17 protein-coding genes and 1 riboswitch are annotated in these 16836 nt (G+C 40.1%); of the genes, 10 read left to right on the forward strand and 7 right to left on the reverse strand.

What is annotated here, in order from left to right; genetic code table 11:
- Nucleotides 1-69: 69 nt before the first annotated feature.
- Entirely contained in the window at nt 70-1419 is a 1350-nt protein-coding gene (gene gorA, locus C1G49_RS03765; protein ID WP_105124664.1) for a glutathione-disulfide reductase, read from the reverse strand.
- Between the two features lie 213 nt (nt 1420-1632).
- Here gorA and C1G49_RS03770 point away from each other — a divergent pair, with 213 nt between their 5' ends.
- From C1G49_RS03770 to C1G49_RS11060, 7 genes are all read left to right on the forward strand, one after another.
- Complete coding sequence (locus tag C1G49_RS03770) at nt 1633-2799, forward strand: efflux RND transporter periplasmic adaptor subunit (RefSeq protein ID WP_105124665.1); 1167 nt, start codon at nt 1633-1635, stop codon at nt 2797-2799.
- Nucleotides 2780-3475, forward strand: a complete 696-nt coding sequence (locus C1G49_RS03775) for an ABC transporter ATP-binding protein (RefSeq protein WP_105124666.1) — start codon at nt 2780-2782, stop codon at nt 3473-3475. Before C1G49_RS03770 ends, C1G49_RS03775 begins: the two co-directional genes overlap by 20 nt.
- Nucleotides 3476-4726 carry an ABC transporter permease gene (locus tag C1G49_RS03780; RefSeq protein ID WP_105124667.1) on the forward strand — a complete coding sequence of 417 codons (1251 nt, stop codon included), beginning with the start codon at nt 3476-3478 and terminating at the stop codon, nt 4724-4726.
- Between the two features lie 127 nt (nt 4727-4853).
- Nucleotides 4854-5918, forward strand: a complete 1065-nt coding sequence (locus C1G49_RS03785; protein ID WP_105124668.1) for an LLM class flavin-dependent oxidoreductase — start codon at nt 4854-4856, stop codon at nt 5916-5918.
- 373 nt (nt 5919-6291) lie between these two features.
- Entirely contained in the window at nt 6292-7878 is a 1587-nt protein-coding gene (locus C1G49_RS03790) for a hypothetical protein (RefSeq protein WP_105124669.1), read from the forward strand.
- 86 nt (nt 7879-7964) lie between these two features.
- Nucleotides 7965-8630 (forward strand): hypothetical protein, encoded by a 666-nt coding sequence (locus C1G49_RS03795; RefSeq protein ID WP_105124670.1) that lies wholly within the window; start codon nt 7965-7967, stop codon nt 8628-8630.
- Between the two features lie 23 nt (nt 8631-8653).
- Nucleotides 8654-8818: a hypothetical protein gene (locus tag C1G49_RS11060; RefSeq protein ID WP_161942076.1), complete on the forward strand. Its 165-nt coding sequence runs from the start codon at nt 8654-8656 to the stop codon at nt 8816-8818.
- A 482-nt stretch (nt 8819-9300) separates the two neighbouring features.
- Here C1G49_RS11060 and lysS read toward each other — a convergent pair whose 3' ends face one another.
- From lysS to C1G49_RS03825, 6 genes are all read right to left on the reverse strand, one after another.
- Entirely contained in the window at nt 9301-10791 is a 1491-nt protein-coding gene (lysS, locus tag C1G49_RS03800; protein ID WP_029186324.1) for a lysine--tRNA ligase, read from the reverse strand.
- 88 nt (nt 10792-10879) lie between these two features.
- Nucleotides 10880-11503 (reverse strand): histidine phosphatase family protein, encoded by a 624-nt coding sequence (locus C1G49_RS03805; RefSeq protein WP_105124671.1) that lies wholly within the window; start codon nt 11501-11503, stop codon nt 10880-10882.
- A 2-nt stretch (nt 11504-11505) separates the two neighbouring features.
- On the reverse strand, nt 11506-11988 hold the full coding sequence (locus C1G49_RS03810; protein WP_105124672.1) for a YbaK/EbsC family protein: 483 nt from the start codon (nt 11986-11988) through the stop codon (nt 11506-11508).
- Nucleotides 11988-12830: a DUF368 domain-containing protein gene (locus C1G49_RS03815; protein WP_105124673.1), complete on the reverse strand. Its 843-nt coding sequence runs from the start codon at nt 12828-12830 to the stop codon at nt 11988-11990. Before C1G49_RS03815 ends, C1G49_RS03810 begins: the two co-directional genes overlap by 1 nt.
- 101 nt (nt 12831-12931) lie before the next feature.
- A complete protein-coding gene (gene thiT / locus C1G49_RS03820; protein WP_105124674.1) occupies nt 12932-13480 on the reverse strand; it encodes an energy-coupled thiamine transporter ThiT in 549 nt (182 codons plus the stop codon).
- A gap of 55 nt (nt 13481-13535) precedes the next feature.
- Nucleotides 13536-13631: riboswitch (TPP riboswitch) on the reverse strand.
- Between the two features lie 26 nt (nt 13632-13657).
- Nucleotides 13658-14503 carry a glycoside hydrolase family 25 protein gene (locus C1G49_RS03825; protein ID WP_105124675.1) on the reverse strand — a complete coding sequence of 282 codons (846 nt, stop codon included), beginning with the start codon at nt 14501-14503 and terminating at the stop codon, nt 13658-13660.
- Nucleotides 14504-14614: 111 nt separating this feature from the next.
- Between C1G49_RS03825 and C1G49_RS03830 the strand changes: the two genes are divergently transcribed.
- From C1G49_RS03830 to ftsW, 3 genes are all read left to right on the forward strand, one after another.
- Complete coding sequence (locus C1G49_RS03830; RefSeq protein WP_105124676.1) at nt 14615-15118, forward strand: hypothetical protein; 504 nt, start codon at nt 14615-14617, stop codon at nt 15116-15118.
- Nucleotides 15115-15480, forward strand: coding sequence for a DUF4430 domain-containing protein (locus tag C1G49_RS03835; protein ID WP_105124677.1), 366 nt, complete (start codon nt 15115-15117; stop codon nt 15478-15480). Before C1G49_RS03830 ends, C1G49_RS03835 begins: the two co-directional genes overlap by 4 nt.
- Nucleotides 15481-15619: 139 nt before the next feature.
- A complete protein-coding gene (gene ftsW / locus C1G49_RS03840; RefSeq protein ID WP_105124678.1) occupies nt 15620-16834 on the forward strand; it encodes a cell division peptidoglycan polymerase FtsW in 1215 nt (404 codons plus the stop codon).
- Nucleotides 16835-16836: the final 2 nt, after the last annotated feature.

The raw sequence follows: 16836 nt of genomic DNA on the forward strand, positions 1-16836 counted from the left end.
GCAGATGCGGATAGAATTGAAGTTCATCAAATCAAGTCAACAACGTTTGCTTTTGATTTTCGAAGAGTATTAACGCATGGTGACAAATTCTTCCGCCCCTGTTGGATGGATGGCCACAACGGCATCAAATTCTTCCTTGGTTGCTCCCATCTTAATGGCAACGGAGAAACCTTGGATCATTTCATCGACACCATAGCCAATTCCGTGTAAACCGACGACCTGTTCATTCTCGCCAACTGTGACTAACTTAAACTTAGCCATTTGGCGATTGTTTGCTAGGGCTGTGTACATGGAAGTAAAGGCCGAAGTATAGACTTTTACCTGTTCTTGACCGTATTGGGCGATGGCTTCTTCTTCGGTTAAGCCAACTGTTCCGATAGCAGGATGAGAAAAAACAACAGTAGGAATGTTTGTATAATCCATTTTAGCAGTCGGTTTATTGTTGAAGAGGCGTTCTGCCAATAAGCGACCAGCCTTGATGGCTACGGGTGTCAACTCTTTTTCACCTGTCACATCACCAAGAGCATAGATGCCAGGGACGCCAGTTTCTTGGTATTCATCCACAGCGATATGCCCAGAGGGTGTCAACTGAACACCTGCTGCTTCAAGATTGAGCTGCTCCACATTTGGTTTACGACCAATTGCCCAGAGAACTTTTTGGGCAAGATGGCTACTTCCGTCTTCAAAGTTAATTTGAATGAGGTCATCCTCCGTTTTTTCTAAGCTGACAGGGGTTTTCCCAGTATGGAGAGGGAGGTTAGTGCGCTCCATTTCTTCCATAAGAGCTTGGATGATATAGCTATCGAAGTTGCGAAGAGGTCGATTGCCACGAACAAAGAGGTCAGTTTGGACACCCAGTCCGTGGAGAAGTCCAGCCATTTCCACAGCGATATAGCCAGCTCCGATAACTGCCACAGAAGTAGGTAATTCTTCCCAGGCAAAGACATCATCAGATACAACACCAAGTTCACTTCCAGGAATAGTTGGCACAGCAGGCTGAGCACCGGTTGCAATGACGATGTGTTTGGCACGAATGAGTTCACCATTGACTTCCACCGTTTGAGCATCGACAAACTGGGCAAAACCGTTGATTACTTGTACACCATTATTGTTAAAAGTATTTCCATAAGAAGTACGAGAACGTTCGATATAGGCCTCACGGTTTTTTCGCAAGGTAGCAAAATCAAATGTCACATCCTGGCTGGTAAAACCATACTCAGGTCCATAGTGATGAATAGCTTCAGCCACTTGAGAACCGTACCACATGATTTTTTTAGGAACACAGCCCAGGTTAACACAGGTTCCGCCAAGGTGGCTTCCTTCGATCACAGCAGCCTTAGCCCCATAGATAGCAGCACGGTTCATAGTAGCAATACCGCCGCTGCCTCCACCAATGGCAATAATATCAAATTCTTTCATGAGTTTTTCTCCTCTAAATGATAATTATCTTCATTCTATCGTTTTTTTAGTTATCAATCAAAAATCCGCTACGTTCTCTTACAAAATTGTAAGTAGGAAAAATACCGAACTTTTTGTAAAATGATTAAGAAAACACTTGCAAAAAAACGTGTATTTGTGTATTATAAAGACAATACAAAATAAATATGTTTTGATTTAGAAAAGGAGTATCATATGTTAAAGACAAAGAAGGCTAAAATTGCTTTGTTTAGTGGTCTTGGTGTTGCGGCTGTTGCCTTAATTGGTGGTGCCTTGGTATTTGGAGGTGTATTAGGTGGTTCCTCACCAACTTCTACAGAGCAAGTTGCGACCAGTTTGACCTATACAGTAGCTAAAGAGGGATCGATTGCTTCATCGACCTTATTGACAGGAACCATCTCAGCTGCGGAAGAACAGTATGTTTACTATGATGCGTCCAAGGGTGATTTGAGTGAGGTCTTGGTTGAGCCAGGCACTCAAGTAGAAGTCGGAACTCCTTTGGTTAGTTATGATGCGACAGAATTACAAGCAGCCCTAGATACAGCTGTGCGTGGTCGGGATAAGATTGGGCGTCAGATTTATGATTTAAAAAATAATGGTCAAACTGTTCAAGCAACAGGTGATGCGGCGGCAGATGAAGCAGCTACTGCAGCAGCGCAACGCTCCGTAGATTCTCAATTAGCAGATTTGAATGATTCCTATGCTGATGCCCAAGCAGCTGTGGACAAGGCCTATACAGCATTGACAGAAGCAACTATTTACAGCACTGTCGCAGGTACAGTGGTTGAGGTCAATAAATCGGTTGCCAAGAGTTCGGCGACCAGCCAGACCGTTGTTCATATCGTCAACCAAGGTAGCTTGCAGGTTACAGGTAATTTAACAGAATATGATTTGGCTAACATTGCAGTTGACCAAGAAGTAAAATTGACCAGTAAAGTTTATCCAGATAAGACATGGACTGGTAAGATTACCTACATTTCTAACTATCCATCGACAGAACAAGCTACAAGTGCAGTAGCAGGTGCAGGTGGTGGTTCAGGTGCCAAGTATCCATTCAAGGCTGCCTTAACCAGTGAATTGGGGGAATTGAAGCAAGGTTTTACTGTTAATATTGAAGTTGTTAATACTACCAACCATATTTTAATTCCTGTAACAGCAGTTGTTCCAGAAGGAGATAAAAACTTTGTGTGGACAATTGTGGAAGGGAAGGCTAAAAAAGTAGAGGTTACTCTTGGAAATGCGGATGCTCTTAATCAAGAGGTGACAGCAGGTATTGCAGTAGGAGATCAGGTCATCACCATTCCAACTCCAGACCTTGAAGAAGGAAAAGAGGTTGAAGCCTATGAAGAACCAGCTAATTAGATTAACCAATATAAATAAATCCTATAAAAATGGTGACCAAGAACTTCGTGTCCTCAAAGATATCGATTTAGAGGTGGAAGAAGGTGAGTTTCTTGCTATAATGGGACCATCTGGTTCAGGGAAATCCACCCTGATGAATATTATCGGGCTTTTGGATCGGTCTACAACAGGAAACTATTGGTTGGAGGGAGAAGAAGTCAGTCAACTGTCTGAGAAGAAATTAGCCTCCGTCCGCAATGACCAAATTGGTTTCGTCTTCCAACAATTCTTCTTACTCTCTAAACTCAATGCTCTTCAAAATGTCGAGTTACCTTTGATTTATGCAGGGGTTCCAGCCAATCAACGGAAAAAATTAGCCAAACGTTATTTGGAAAAAGTGGAATTGGCTGAGCGGATGACCCACCTACCGTCAGAATTGTCAGGTGGTCAGAAACAAAGGGTGGCTATTGCGCGCGCCTTGGTCAATACACCAGCTATTATCTTGGCGGATGAGCCAACAGGTGCCTTGGATACCAAGACAGGCCAACAAATTATGGAACTCTTAACAGAGTTGAATAATGAAGGCAAGACTATTATCATGGTCACCCATGAACCTGAAATTGCTGCCTATGCCAAACGTAAAATCGTTTTGCGTGACGGTATCATTACCGAAGATAGTAGAAGGGAGGATGTGTAGATGGAAAACTGGAAATTTGCCCTCAAGTCTATCCTAGCCCACAAAATGCGTTCTCTTTTAACTATGTTAGGTATTATCATCGGTGTGGCTTCAGTTGTTATCATTGTAGCCTTAGGGACTGGGGTATCTAAGAGTATCGAAAAGGCCTTGGCTGGTGATCAGAATAATGTTCAAGTCTACTTTACTCCTTTTGTTGGAACAGAAGAACGAACCCAAGGTGCATTTACCTACACAGTTCCTGGCGAGGTTTCTGAAGAACAGGAGCCAGATGTAACCGACACAATGTTAAAGGGGCTTTTGGAAATCGATGGGCTCAGTGGCTACTACATTAGTGCTTCAAGTACCTCTACTGTAGCAGCGGGCAATGCGCAAGCTGATAATGTCTTTATTACTGGTGTTAGTCAATCCTATTTTGGTATTAAAGAGTTGGAGATTTTGGGTGGCCGTCGCTTCACGGCTAACGATTACAGCCGCTTTTCCCGCATTATCATGTTGGATGTAGCTCTGGCAGAGAAACTCTTCGGTTCACAAGAAACGGCACTCAACCAAGTAGTGAGTGTCAATGCCAATTCTTATCTTGTAGTTGGTGTTTACAAAGATCCCAAAGCAGGTACTTCCCTCTATGGTTTCAACTCAGGCGGAAATGCCATTATGACCAATACACAGCTGGCTGCTGAAATGGGTACCAAGGAAAATAGTGGCCTCTATGTCCATGTAGAAGATGTGAGTAGAGCTGCTGAGGTTGGTCAGGCTGCCGCAGCATACTTGACCAACATAACAGGTCTAAAGGAAGCCCGTTATGACATTTATGACATGTCTGCTATGTTGGATACCTATAGGACTGAAATGGCAGGGGTTACCACGTTTATCGGTTCCGTTGCAGGAATTTCACTTTTTGTTGGTGGTATCGGTGTTATGAACATTATGCTGGTATCTGTTACTGAGCGAACCCGTGAAATCGGTCTTCGTAAAGCTCTAGGAGCAACTCGTGGGAATATCCTTATGCAGTTCTTGATTGAAGCCATGGTATTGACTACCTTGGGTGGTGCTATTGGATTGATGATTGCTCAAACAATTGTATTTATTCTCAATACCACCAAAGCCATGGGACCAAATATGACGGCTGAAATTTCCCTTCCGGCTGTTCTAGGAAGTTTAGCCTTCTCAGCAGTAATTGGTATTGTCTTTGGTGTTCTACCAGCCAGCAAGGCTTCTAAGTTGGATCCGATTGAGGCCTTACGTTACGAATAATTTGATGAAACGATTAGGTTCTCCTAGTCGTTTTATTTTTTGTGAGCAAAGGTCTTGACTTTATCACTAATTAGAGATAAAATAAACGCATCAATTAAGAAATAGTGATTTCAAAGGAGAATACATCATGGTAGAATTAGGTATTTCAACATTTGGCGAAACAACTCCACTAGAAAAAACAGAGGAAACATATAGTCACGACGAGCGGATCCGTCAACTGGTTAAAGAGATCGAGCTAGCTGATGCGGTGGGTTTGGATGTCTATGGGATTGGTGAACATCACCGCGAAGATTTTGCGGTTTCTGCACCTGAGATTGTGCTGGCAGCTGGTGCCGTCAATACCAAGCATATTAAGTTAACATCAGCAGTTTCCATCCTTTCCTCCATGGACCCTGTAAGGCTCTATCAGCAGTATACCACCATTGATGCTTTGTCAAATGGCAGAGCGGAAATCATGGCGGGTCGTGGTTCCTTTACGGAGTCATTCCCCTTGTTTGGTTATGATCTCCATGACTATGAAGAACTCTTCGATGAAAAGTTGGATATGCTTCTGGAAATCGACAAGGAAATCAATCTCAAGTGGGATGGACATTTTACTCAGTCTGTCGATAACAAGCCTGTTTATCCGCGTCCTGTACAAGAAGATTTTCCCATTTGGGTGGCAACTGGGGGCAATGTAGAGTCCACCATCAAGATTGCTCAAAAGGGGTTACCTATCGTGTATGCAGTCATTGGTGCTGGTGCCCATCGCTTTAAACCTTTAGTCGATGCCTATCGTAAGGTTGCTCGTAACTCAGGTCACGATCCGAAGAAAACAAAGGTTGCAGCTCATTCTTGGGGTTGGATTGCAGACGACCATGATAAGGCTGTGGAAGAGTATTACCATCCGACCAAGGTAATTACAGATAATATTGCTAAAGACCGTCCACATTGGAGCGAGATGACCAAGGCGCAATATCTCTACTCCCTAACAGACGAAGGGGCAACCATCGTCGGAGATCCAAAACGAGTCGCTGAAAAAATTATTAAGACCATTGAAACGCTTGACTTGGACCGCTTCTTCCTCCATCTCCCAATCGGCTCCATGCCACATGAAGATGTCCTCCGTGCCATCGAACTCTACGGAAAAGAAGTCGCGCCAATTGTCCGAGATTATTTTGCTAAGAAAGAAGAAAATCAGTCCCAAGACTGATGAGATAGTTGATAAGATGAGCTATACTATAGTCAATCCTAAATATTTTTCATAATCTCCTTAAAAGCTTGGTCAGTGGGCCAGGCTTTTTTGTAGAGTTCGATACAAAAGAGTTATATTAAACAAAAACAATATTTTATAGTGAAAATATATAGTAAAGTGTATTGTGACGATTGCTATCTGTCTTCAGATGAATATTTTTGGTAGGGGAGAATACAGACCTGATATTATTTGAATAAGGTTTATTGATCCGAAGGTACTAACTTATAATTGATAATTTTGATCAAAATGGAACTCATAAGTCCCATTTTTCTTTTGATTTTTTTATGAAAACGGTATAATTTAAATATAAATTATACAGGAGTAACACAAGATGGATTCTATTTTTAAAGAAAAAAATATAGTAGCAACTACCCTTGAAAAAAGAATGGTACATGATCAAACATTTTTTGATTATATTAGACTGATGTCTAAATCTAAATTGAACAGAAATGGTGATGAAGGAGTAAAAACAAAAGAATTAGCAGAACGAGTTGGCATAAATTATGAGATGTTCAGAAAAATTCTAAATAAAACTAAGCCTAATCAACCTAGAGATTGTGTTATTGCTATTTGTGCAGCACTATTTTTGTCGGAATCTGAAACAAATAAAGCTTTATTTTATTATGATGATTTACCCAGGCTTGATGATACTATGGGCTGCCGAGATTACTACATTATTCGTACTCTTGAGGGGAATATCGGAAGAGAATATGATGCTGATTACATTGATAAAGGAGTTGATGAAATAAATAATATTTTAACTAACTATGGATTTGATCAGTTGAGACTTTCGAATAAAGACAAGACCAAAGAGAAAATTATTGACACTAGCAATCAAAAAACAGTAAACATTATTGAGACAAGTACAGATATTAGCTCAATAAGATACGATTACTTTTCTTCACTTTGTGATACCTATCATCCAGATCAATATCAAGCTAGAACAGATATGTACATTCAAGATATAAATAATGAGAAGTATATTCTTAGAGTGGATAATTTAAGAAATGGTTTTCAAATTAGAAGTAAAGCAAAACCATATTTTGAAAAATTAGATGAAGCAGATGATAAATTTGTAGCTCTTTTGAATGGCTTAACAGACGCTAATTTAAGAGCACTTAGAAACTGTTATGAGACTATATATGATACGAGAAATTTTTACATGAGGGAAAGTGCTGTTTATAGAGATGGAAAAATAATACTTTTTGCAGAAACTTTCAATTATTGTCAACCAGAAAAAAATGAATACTTCTATGCGACGATTATTGATGGTGAATTTAATTTTGCTATATCTAAAAAAAGTCAATTTATGAAAGACTACTTATCATCTGAAGACTTTAAAGAATATTTTCCGCACAAGAAGTTGAAAAAAGATTTTGAAATCCATTCTATAAAAACTGTTGAAGAAATTAAAGAGTACTGCAGAGAAAAGTATGACAATAACCCTTACGAAAAGTTCCCTTACATTAATTGCTTTCAATCACTCAAACGATCTTTAATTAAACTTTGGGAAGGTTTGAAAAATAGGAACAACTTTATCCGTAAATTTGATGATTATTTTGAGTCAGATGAAAAGTGGAAAATATACGAACATTACAATCTGCTTGAAAAATTTGATTGTGTTGAAAAAGAAGAAATTTGGCCAGTTTATAAAGAATATAGTCCATTGGATGAAAAATATGGAATTGATGATGGTAAAGCAGTTGGTGATTTATTGTGTTATGATGGTGAGAAAAGGATTGAACCCCAAAAGAAATCAGCAGAATTTGATTTTAATGGGCAAAATATAAATCTAACATACGATGATTTGAAGTTTTCCTTTGAATTAGGGATTGATAAAGTGGAGGAGATTTTGAATTTAAAAATGAAATATCCTAATCTAACAAAGTTCTTTGAAAAAAATTATGAGACAATTTAAAACGGGACTAAAAAGTCCCGTTTTAAATTGTCTAGTACTTTTCAAAGTTGTAAAATGAGTTTACAAAATACAGGAAGGTGATTACGATGACTAACAAAGAATATGTACAGACTTTATTAACCACAAATGATATTATTTACATTGATACTTCATCCTTGATGAATGTTACAGCATTTGAAAATTTTATAGAGAATTATCTTGAAATGTTTATGGAGCATTCCAAACAAATCATAGTCACTCGTGAGGTGTGTCTTGAGATTGTGAAACACTTAAGTTCACAAAATGTGGGAAAACAAGATATAGCTAAGAGAGTTATTGCAATATTTAAAGAGTATGAAAATATATTTATTTTTGAAGATGAGAATTTAAATGATGTTGAAGCTAATATTGCTTTTGCTGACTCAGAGTTACTGTCAAGAATGACTAGAGATAGGTCCAATTTTCGCCAGTTACTTATTACAAATGACAAAAATTTAAGTATCGATGCATATAACTTAAACTCATTAAATTCATGCAAGGGACAAAGAATTATGGTTTGCTATATCAATAAAAATGGCAAGTTAAATAAAGGTGATACTGGAAATATAGAGCAATTATCTAATGAAAAGAACATGTCTGAAGTACATATGGAAGTAAGCACTGAAGAAAAGAAAGAATTAGCACCCGAGGAGAGGGCAAAGGGATTGAAATATTTTTTCTATGGCTTTTGTCTGCTTTTAACTGGATATGGTCTAGGAAAGATTTCTAAATAAGGTTTACAAAAAAGGAGTATGCTATGAATACTGAACTTATTGATTTCTTAAAAACAAATGATGCTAAATTTTATGCTATTTTACTAGCAGGAATAACAATTTTCTATGGCTACAGAGGATTAGTAGTCGAATATGAAGGAGTTAAAGTAGAGTTTGGGTCAAATACTTCCAATCAAGCATGTATTTAATTTATAACTATCGTTTATCCATTTATTATATCTTTAAAGCAAGAATTTACCGGGTACACTAGATATTTATTTGGTATACTTTATTTTGCTCACTTGCATCAAATGATTAATACTATTTACTATAATGAACAAAAGGATTTTTCATTTGTTAGGTTTAATTAGGGTATAATGAATTCGCAAATAATAAATTTTATGTAATTTCACATGTCCTATCTAAAGTGAAATATAATCGTTTTCATTGATGAAACTTGTAAAATTTCAAAAATAATATATGAATTTTTCTTGAATGTGTACAAGCAAACTAAAACTGCTCTTGGAATGAACCGAGAGCAGTTTGCTTTATAGAATTTGGATTAGCAAGCCACTAGTAACTATCATCTTCGGGAGTGACAAGGTCTAGCAGACCTTTTCAGCCAATCGCCAAGAAACTTGAAAGCGATTGGAACATCCTAGTGAAAACAATCCTAGCAAGCTACTGTTTCTTATTTCATCGTCGGAAATAGGAGCACATCCCGAATAGTAGTGGTATCTGTCAGTAGCATGCAGAGGCGGTCAATACCGATTCCAAGTCCACCTGTTGGTGGCATACCGTATTCGAGGGCTTCGATGTAGTCGTAGTCAACGCCTGTCGCTTCGTCGTCACCGAGTTCTTTAGCCTTGGCTTGGGCTTCGAAGCGTTCTAATTGGTCGATTGGGTCGTTCAATTCTGTAAAGGCGTTTCCATATTCCTTGGTCATGATGAAGAGCTCGAAGCGGTCTGTGAAGCGTGGGTCTTCATCGTTTTTCTTAGCCAGTGGAGATACGGCTACTGGGTGACCATAGACAAAGGTTGGTTGGATAAGAGTTGCTTCAACATATTCTTCAAAGAAGCTGTTGATGATTTGACCAACTTCTGTATGGTGTTTTTCCACAGGAACCTTATGCTCAGCTGCAAGGGCTTTGGCTTCCTCGAAACTCATCTCTTGCCAGAAGTCCACGCCAGTTTGTTCCTTAATAGCATCGACCATGTGGATACGCTTGAATGGCTCGTGGATGTTAATAACAGTATCTTGGTAAGTCACAGGACCATCACCGACAACTGCCTTGGCAGTGTGCTGGATAATGCCTTCTGTCAAGTCCATGATGTCCAAGTAATCCGCATAAGCTTGGTAGACCTCGATTGACGTGAACTCAGGGTTGTGGGTCGCATCCATGCCTTCGTTACGGAAGATACGGCCGATTTCATAAACGCGTTCCATACCGCCGACAATGAGGCGTTTGAGGTGGAGTTCGGTCGCGATACGAAGCACCATGTCAATGTTTTGGGCATTGTGATGGGTGATGAATGGACGGGCTGCCGCACCACCAGCTTCGTTGTGAAGGACAGGTGTTTCCACCTCTAAGAAACCAAGTCCGTCAAGGTAACGGCGGATTTCTGAGATGATTTTTGAGCGGGTTACAAAGCGGTCAAAGCTTTCACGGTTGGTAATCAAGTCCAAATAACGCTTGCGGTAGCGGGTTTCGATGTCTGTCAAACCGTGGAATTTTTCTGGCAATGGGCGGAGCGCTTTAGACAAGTGAGTCAACTTGCGAGCATGGATAGACAGCTCACCAACGTTTGTCTTGAAGACATCCCCCTCGACACCGATAAAGTCACCAAGGTCTGCTTTTTTGAAGATTTCATAGTTTTCTTCGCCAACATCATCCTTACGAACGTAGATTTGAATCTGGCCTTCACGGTCTTGAATGTGAGCGAAACCTGCCTTACCCTTACCACGCTTGGTCATGATACGGCCAGCGATGATAGCTGTTTGTCCCAATTCTTCTAAGTCTTCTTTCGATTTGTCTTCGTACTGGGCCTTCAATTCAGCTGAGTTAGCAGAACGCTCAAAGCGTTTCCCAAATGGGTCAATTCCCTGTTCAGCAAGGGCCGTCATTTTTTCACGACGGACAATCTGTTGGTCATTTAATTCTTCAAAATGTTCAGTTGACATAAAATTTTCATTCCTCCAAAGTCTGTTCCTTCTATTTTATCATAGAAAAGAGAAAAAATCAGCAAAAAGAAAGCAGGTAACTGCTTTCTTAGTGAGATTTATAGCGAGTATCATTCCAAGCCAGCTCGGTAAAGTGTTCAAAGTCAGTTGTTTCCAAAATGCTTATGGAAGCATTATCCAAGCCACCGCGGTGACGGAGCTGGGCGGGTGTAAATCCGAGCAGTCGGTGGATGGAGGCGGTTAGGATAGCTCCGTGGCTGACAATTAGGACCCTATCCATGTCTTGCCCTTTCAGCGATTGAACAAAGTTCACCATTCGTTGAGTAACTTGATGGACACTTTCTGCTTCAAATAGGTCATTGTCAAAAAGGGCTAGATTATGTTTGAGAGCGCGTGCTTGCTTGGGATAGATAGAACGAAAAATCGCCATCTTGCTTCCCTCTAATTTTCCAAAACTCCATTCCCGTAGCTGAGGGGTGGTCTGGACAGTTTGACAATGCTGATTGGCTCTGGCAATCTGTTCAGCAGTAATTTTTGCACGTTGCAAATCACTAGAGTAGATAGCATCAAAAGGCAGGTCTGATAAGTGTTTTCCTAGCAATTCAAGCTCTTCAAAGGCTTGTGGCAAGAGGGCAGAATCTCCAGAATAACCTTGGAAACGCCCTTCCAAGTTCCACTCGGTTTTTCCATGACGGACAAAATAGATTTTCAAGTCTAATCCCTCCCTTCAATCAAATCGGCAAAGTCAGCTTTTACAAAATCAGCCAAAACTTGACTGTCAATGCGGATAGAACGCCCAATTTCACCAGCAGACACAATCATCTGGCCTTTTTCGAGTGCAGACTGGTCAATGTAGATAGGGAAATTATGCTTCTGACGAATACCGACAGGATTGTTGGCACCATGAATATAGCCAGTTGTCTTTTCCAAGTCTTTTTGTGGAATCATGCTGACTTTTTTATTGCCAGAAATCTTGGCTAATTTTTTTTCAGACAGGTGTTCTGTGATTGGGATAATGCCGATAATTGGTCCAGTTTTATCTCCAGTTAACGCCAGCGTTTTGTATATATCTTTTTCTTCAATTCCTGGTGGCAATTGGCCTTCAAGAGCATTTAAAACAAGGCTATCATGATCGATCTTAGCCTTGTCTAACATTTGGTCCACCAAGGTTTTTTTGATTTTAACCTTTTTAGCCATTATTTATACTTTTCCTCTAATTTGCTCATCCAAAGTCCTAGCCATGTTCCCAAAATGAAGAGAACTACAGCGGAAATCCATGTACCAAATCCTGCACCAGCATAGGAAATAGCTTCTTCATTGCCAGCTTGCGGAATTAAAATCAAGAGGGTAGATGATAAAACAATTCCGATGATGAAGTGGTAAACACGTGAATGGTAAACCTTTAAAGCATGATCCATAGCTTTTGAGAATGCGACCATTGCTAAGGCTCCACCAATAGCGATTGGCAAGAAGGTCCCCAACAAATCAAGTGACTTGAAACCATTGAGCATTGGCGTGTAGATACCTAAAATCAAGAGTAAGTTTGAAGGGCTAAGACCAGGGACGAGAATACCCAAAGCAATCAGGGCGCCTGCCAAAATAAAACTAGCAAAGTTTGCTGGAAGGGTTCCAACTAGACTATTGAGATTATAAAGGAAAATTCCAGAAATGATAAAGGTTCCAATCAACCAAGCCCAGTCAATCGCATCACGTTGGCTTTTTAGTGTCGATTCTTTGACCAAGCTAGGAATGGTTCCGATGATTGCTCCGGCAAATGCCCACAAAACAGGAGCTTGAAAATGTTGCAATAAAAATTCAACAGGGAAAGAAAAGAGAGCAATCCCTAAAATTCCACCAATACCAACAGGTACAAAGAAAAGAAAGTTTTCCTTAAAATCCTTGCGAATATTTGCCAAAAATCCAATCAGTCGTTCATATATTCCCAAGATAGCAGCCAGTACTCCCCCAGAAACACCAGGTAAGATAAAACCAAGGGCGATAATCATCCCTTTGATTATTCTTGAAATCCAAGCAGTCATAATATCCTCCATATCTATTTATAACGTTCCCATTATAGCATAAAGACCAGTAAAAAGTTTAAAAAGAAAGCCTGTCAGGAAAAATTGACAGGCTGTTTCGATTAAAGAGTGTAAAAATTTGGTCTTGCTTTATAGAGTAGAATGAGTAAGACACAAGCGATGATAGTTGAAGGGAGAATATAGCTGATATTATAGGTAAAGGAATAGAGCCAGACAGGTGTACCAGCAGGAGCATAGTCAGCATAGAAGATGATACCAGATAGGAAGGTAGCAAGTAAGCGAATGCTACCACCAAGTAAACCAGAAAGGCTGATGATGAGGGCAGCTTGTCTGAGGTCCTTATGTTTAGTAAGAAGCGGTGCCACTAATCCTGCTAAACCAATTCCAGCGTAGGAGAGCGCATAGTCCAGGAAGACTTGGAAGATATTCAAAAAGTAACCGCCATAGAAGAGTTGAATGGTTCCTACAATTCCACCGGTTACCAAGCCAATTTGCCAACCGTGGCGAAGAGAAAGGAGTAGGATGGGTAACATGACCAGAGAAACTGAACCACCTTGGGGCATGGTAAAGAGTGGGAACTTGTCAAAGACCAGGGCAATGGCAGAGAAAATAGCTACTTCAGCTAACACACGCATTTTGGATGGAAACATAAAAATACTCCTTTGTTTAGTGGACAAAGGAGTGTTTATAGTGGACAGAGTAACCGTCTATAAAGCACACAATCCCTACGCTAGTTCTAACTAGATCAGGTTCGAGGATTTCGCAAAAGCGATCTCAGCCGAAGCACTCCTTTGTGTATATGAAATTACTAACAGTCTATCATTTTATTATGGGGTTGTAAATAGTTTTTGATAAACTTCATTAGGATCTTTTAGGGTTGTGATAAGATTGAGGTCTAAATGATGGGCAAAGCCATTGACATAACCTCGAGATGTATATTGGTGTAAGTCGTAGTCGAGATCAGTATTTGGAGCAGCATTGTAGTAGCCAGAGTCGTCCCCGTAAGTTGGTATCCAGATGGCATCAAACTTGTCCACATTGATACTGTGGTCCTCCATGAAATAGGTCCCGATATAGATACCGATATTCTTAGCACCTAGGGTTTCCAACTCCTTGCGGAAGGCTTCTACCCCAGCATTCATATCATTCATGGTGTATTCTTCTACGTCTAACCAATAAAAAGTAGGGTTGTATTGGTTGGCAGCCTTATAGAAACTACGAGCCTCTTCCTTCATATTTTCAATGCTGTTACCTGTTACATAGGCATAGACTGCAACTGGGATATTGCGAGCTTGAAACTCTTTGATATGGGTTGCAAAAGACTTATCTAGTCCATTCTTGTCAGTGGCTGTATTTTCACTCTTGGTATGTGAACCACTCTGAATACGGACGATAGCACCAGAAATATTCTGGCTTAGTGTGTCGTAATCAATCTCGGATGGTCTTTGCCAGGCTGAAACGTCAATGATTGGTTTCATTTCAAGGGCATTGGTGATATGATAGCTAGGCTTTGTTCCTGATTTTTTCGAGCTGGAGCTAGCAGTTGTACTTGATTGGGCTGTTACGGTTTCTTTCTTATTGGCAGTATTTCCCAGAACACCAGTTATGGAAATCAGAATAAAAAAAGATAGGAAAAAACCAATAACAACCATTGGATTTATTTTCTTTCTCATCCCTATTATTTTATCTTAAATAGCAAAAAAAATCAAAAAAATAATATTGAAAAGAGGATGTGAGGTAGATACTATTGACAAATGAGCTATAATAGGGTAATCTAAAGTTATATGGGTAAAAATCATGATACAGTGAAACGCTTGAGTAGAATAGTACTATTAACTTCCTTAACCATCGTGTTACGGATTGTTTTTGGTGCTTTTCCAAATATTAAACCCTTGACAGCAATATTCCTTGTCAGTCTTTCTTTTATGGGTTTGATGGATGCTTGGCTAGTCATGGCTCTGACTATGGTTGTTAGTGGTTTCTTATTTGGGTTTGGTCCAGTAGTCCTGTGGCAAGTGCTTAGCTTCGGTCTAGTCCAACTGCTTTGGTGGTGCTTGGTGAGGCCTTTGGTGAACAAGGAGCGATTGTCTATCTGGCTACAGTCCTTGCTAGCTGCTCTATTGGTCTATGTTTATGGCCTGATTATTAGTATCTTGTCTGCTTGGCAATTTGGTCTGTCACCTCTTATCTTCTGGTTCAATGGTTTATTCTTTGATAGCCTTCATGCGATTTCGACTTTCTTGTTCTATCCCATTATTGACTACATTTTTAGGAGATTTTATAAATGAAACGAATACTTCTTATTGTTACATTTCTTATGACAATGGTTCTAGCTGCTTGTCAGGCAAATCCTGTAGAACAAGCTGAAACCAAGATAACAGTCACTTTGCAAATTACCAAAGACGGTAAAACAGCTAGTCAGGAAGTAGTGGCTGAGCAGGGCGATAGTGTCATGGATGTTTTAGAGGACTACCATCAAGTAGAAGAAGATAATGGCATGGTAACAGCTATTGATGGTGTTAGTCAAAATCCAAGTACCAATACCTACTGGATGTATAAAATCAATAATCAAATGGCAGACAAGGGGGCAGAAGAGCTGAAACTAGCTGCTGGCGATAAGATTGAATTTTATCTTGAAACATTTGAATAACGGAAGGAGGGGAGGTCCCCTCTTTTTTGTGCTAAGGTAGATTTCCGAAAGATGTCTTTACTTTATAGACCCTACTGGGTAATTTATAGTAAAGTATGCTATAATAGAACCCAGTACTCGAAAGAAGGTTGGATTAGAAATGAAGATTGACAAACGGCAGTTATTGAACTATTCCATTCTCATACCCTATCTCATCTTATCAGTGATAGGCTTGATTATTGTTTATTCAACAACCAGTGCCACGCAAATTATCAATGGAGGGAACCCTTTTAGAACAGTCATTAACCAGTCGCTTTTCTGGGGTGTCAGCCTCTTTGCAATTTACACGATTTACCGTATGAAATTAAGCTTTTTGAGAAGGAAGGCTGTCATTTACTCAGTTATTTTATTCGAGGTGTTTCTCTTAGCCATTTCTCGATTGTTTCCGCCTATCAATGGGGCCCACGGTTGGATTCCCTTGCCTGGAGCTGGTAATTTGCAGCCTGCCGAATACCTCAAGTTGATTATCATCTGGTATTTGGCTCACGAATTTGCCAAACAGCAGGCTGATATTCGGACCTATGACTACCAGGCTTTAATACAGGGGAGCTGGATTCCTAGAGAATTCACTGATTGGCGTGTGGTCAGCCTCCTCTTGTTAGCCATGGTAGCGACCTTGCCTGACTTGGGAAATGCTACCATTGTCGCTCTGATTATGGTTGTCATGATTAGTGTCAGCGGTATCGCTTATCGATGGTTTGTGACGGCGGTCTTGAGTATCATCGCTGTATCTGGCTTTGTTTTAGGAACTATATTTATTTTGGGTGTCGAAACAGTTGAGAAAATTCCTCTGTTTGGCTACATCGCCCGTCGTTTTGCAGCCTTTTTTGACCCCTTTGGAAATGCCACAGGTGCAGGCCTGCAGTTGACCCATTCCTTCTATGCCATGAGCAATGGTGGCTGGTTGGGTCGTGGTTTGGGTAACTCTATTGAGAAAAAGGGTTATCTACCAGAAGCCCAGACAGACTTTGTGTTTTCAATCGTTATAGAAGAACTTGGCTTTGTTGGAGCCAGCTTGATATTGGCCCTGCTTTTCTTCCTCATCATTCGCATCATCATTGTTGGTGTACGGGCTCGCAGTCCCTTTAACTCGATGATGGCCTTGGGGGTTGCAGGAATGCTTCTGATTCAGACATTTATCAATATTGGTGGGATTGCTGGTATTATTCCTGCGACGGGAGTTACTTTCCCCTTCTTATCACAAGGAGGGTCTAGCCTACTCATTATTTCGATTGGTATTGCATTTGTCCTTAATATTGATGCTAATGAGAAGAATAAATTGATTGAAGAAGAGCTTGAGCGCACAATCGGCTAAAT

It is taken from the genome of Streptococcus suis (assembly GCF_002960625.1).
In the GTDB taxonomy this organism is placed as follows: Bacteria; Bacillota; Bacilli; order Lactobacillales; family Streptococcaceae; genus Streptococcus; species Streptococcus suis_T.

Excerpts from the sequence above, each read along its gene's own strand:
- gorA (WP_105124664.1), bottom strand. The coding sequence starts at position 1,419 with ATGAAAGAATTTGATATTATTGCCATTGGTGGAGGCAGCGGCGGTATT.
- C1G49_RS03770 (WP_105124665.1), top strand. The coding sequence starts at position 1,633 with ATGTTAAAGACAAAGAAGGCTAAAATTGCTTTGTTTAGTGGTCTTGGT.
- C1G49_RS03775 (WP_105124666.1), top strand. The coding sequence starts at position 2,780 with ATGAAGAACCAGCTAATTAGATTAACCAATATAAATAAATCCTATAAA.
- C1G49_RS03780 (WP_105124667.1), top strand. The coding sequence starts at position 3,476 with ATGGAAAACTGGAAATTTGCCCTCAAGTCTATCCTAGCCCACAAAATG.
- C1G49_RS03785 (WP_105124668.1), top strand. The coding sequence starts at position 4,854 with ATGGTAGAATTAGGTATTTCAACATTTGGCGAAACAACTCCACTAGAA.
- C1G49_RS03790 (WP_105124669.1), top strand. The coding sequence starts at position 6,292 with ATGGATTCTATTTTTAAAGAAAAAAATATAGTAGCAACTACCCTTGAA.
- C1G49_RS03795 (WP_105124670.1), top strand. The coding sequence starts at position 7,965 with ATGACTAACAAAGAATATGTACAGACTTTATTAACCACAAATGATATT.
- C1G49_RS11060 (WP_161942076.1), top strand. The coding sequence starts at position 8,654 with ATGAATACTGAACTTATTGATTTCTTAAAAACAAATGATGCTAAATTT.
- lysS (WP_029186324.1), bottom strand. The coding sequence starts at position 10,791 with ATGTCAACTGAACATTTTGAAGAATTAAATGACCAACAGATTGTCCGT.
- C1G49_RS03810 (WP_105124672.1), bottom strand. The coding sequence starts at position 11,988 with ATGGCTAAAAAGGTTAAAATCAAAAAAACCTTGGTGGACCAAATGTTA.
- C1G49_RS03815 (WP_105124673.1), bottom strand. The coding sequence starts at position 12,830 with ATGACTGCTTGGATTTCAAGAATAATCAAAGGGATGATTATCGCCCTT.
- thiT (WP_105124674.1), bottom strand. The coding sequence starts at position 13,480 with ATGTTTCCATCCAAAATGCGTGTGTTAGCTGAAGTAGCTATTTTCTCT.
- C1G49_RS03825 (WP_105124675.1), bottom strand. The coding sequence starts at position 14,503 with ATGAGAAAGAAAATAAATCCAATGGTTGTTATTGGTTTTTTCCTATCT.
- C1G49_RS03830 (WP_105124676.1), top strand. The coding sequence starts at position 14,615 with ATGGGTAAAAATCATGATACAGTGAAACGCTTGAGTAGAATAGTACTA.
- C1G49_RS03835 (WP_105124677.1), top strand. The coding sequence starts at position 15,115 with ATGAAACGAATACTTCTTATTGTTACATTTCTTATGACAATGGTTCTA.
- ftsW (WP_105124678.1), top strand. The coding sequence starts at position 15,620 with ATGAAGATTGACAAACGGCAGTTATTGAACTATTCCATTCTCATACCC.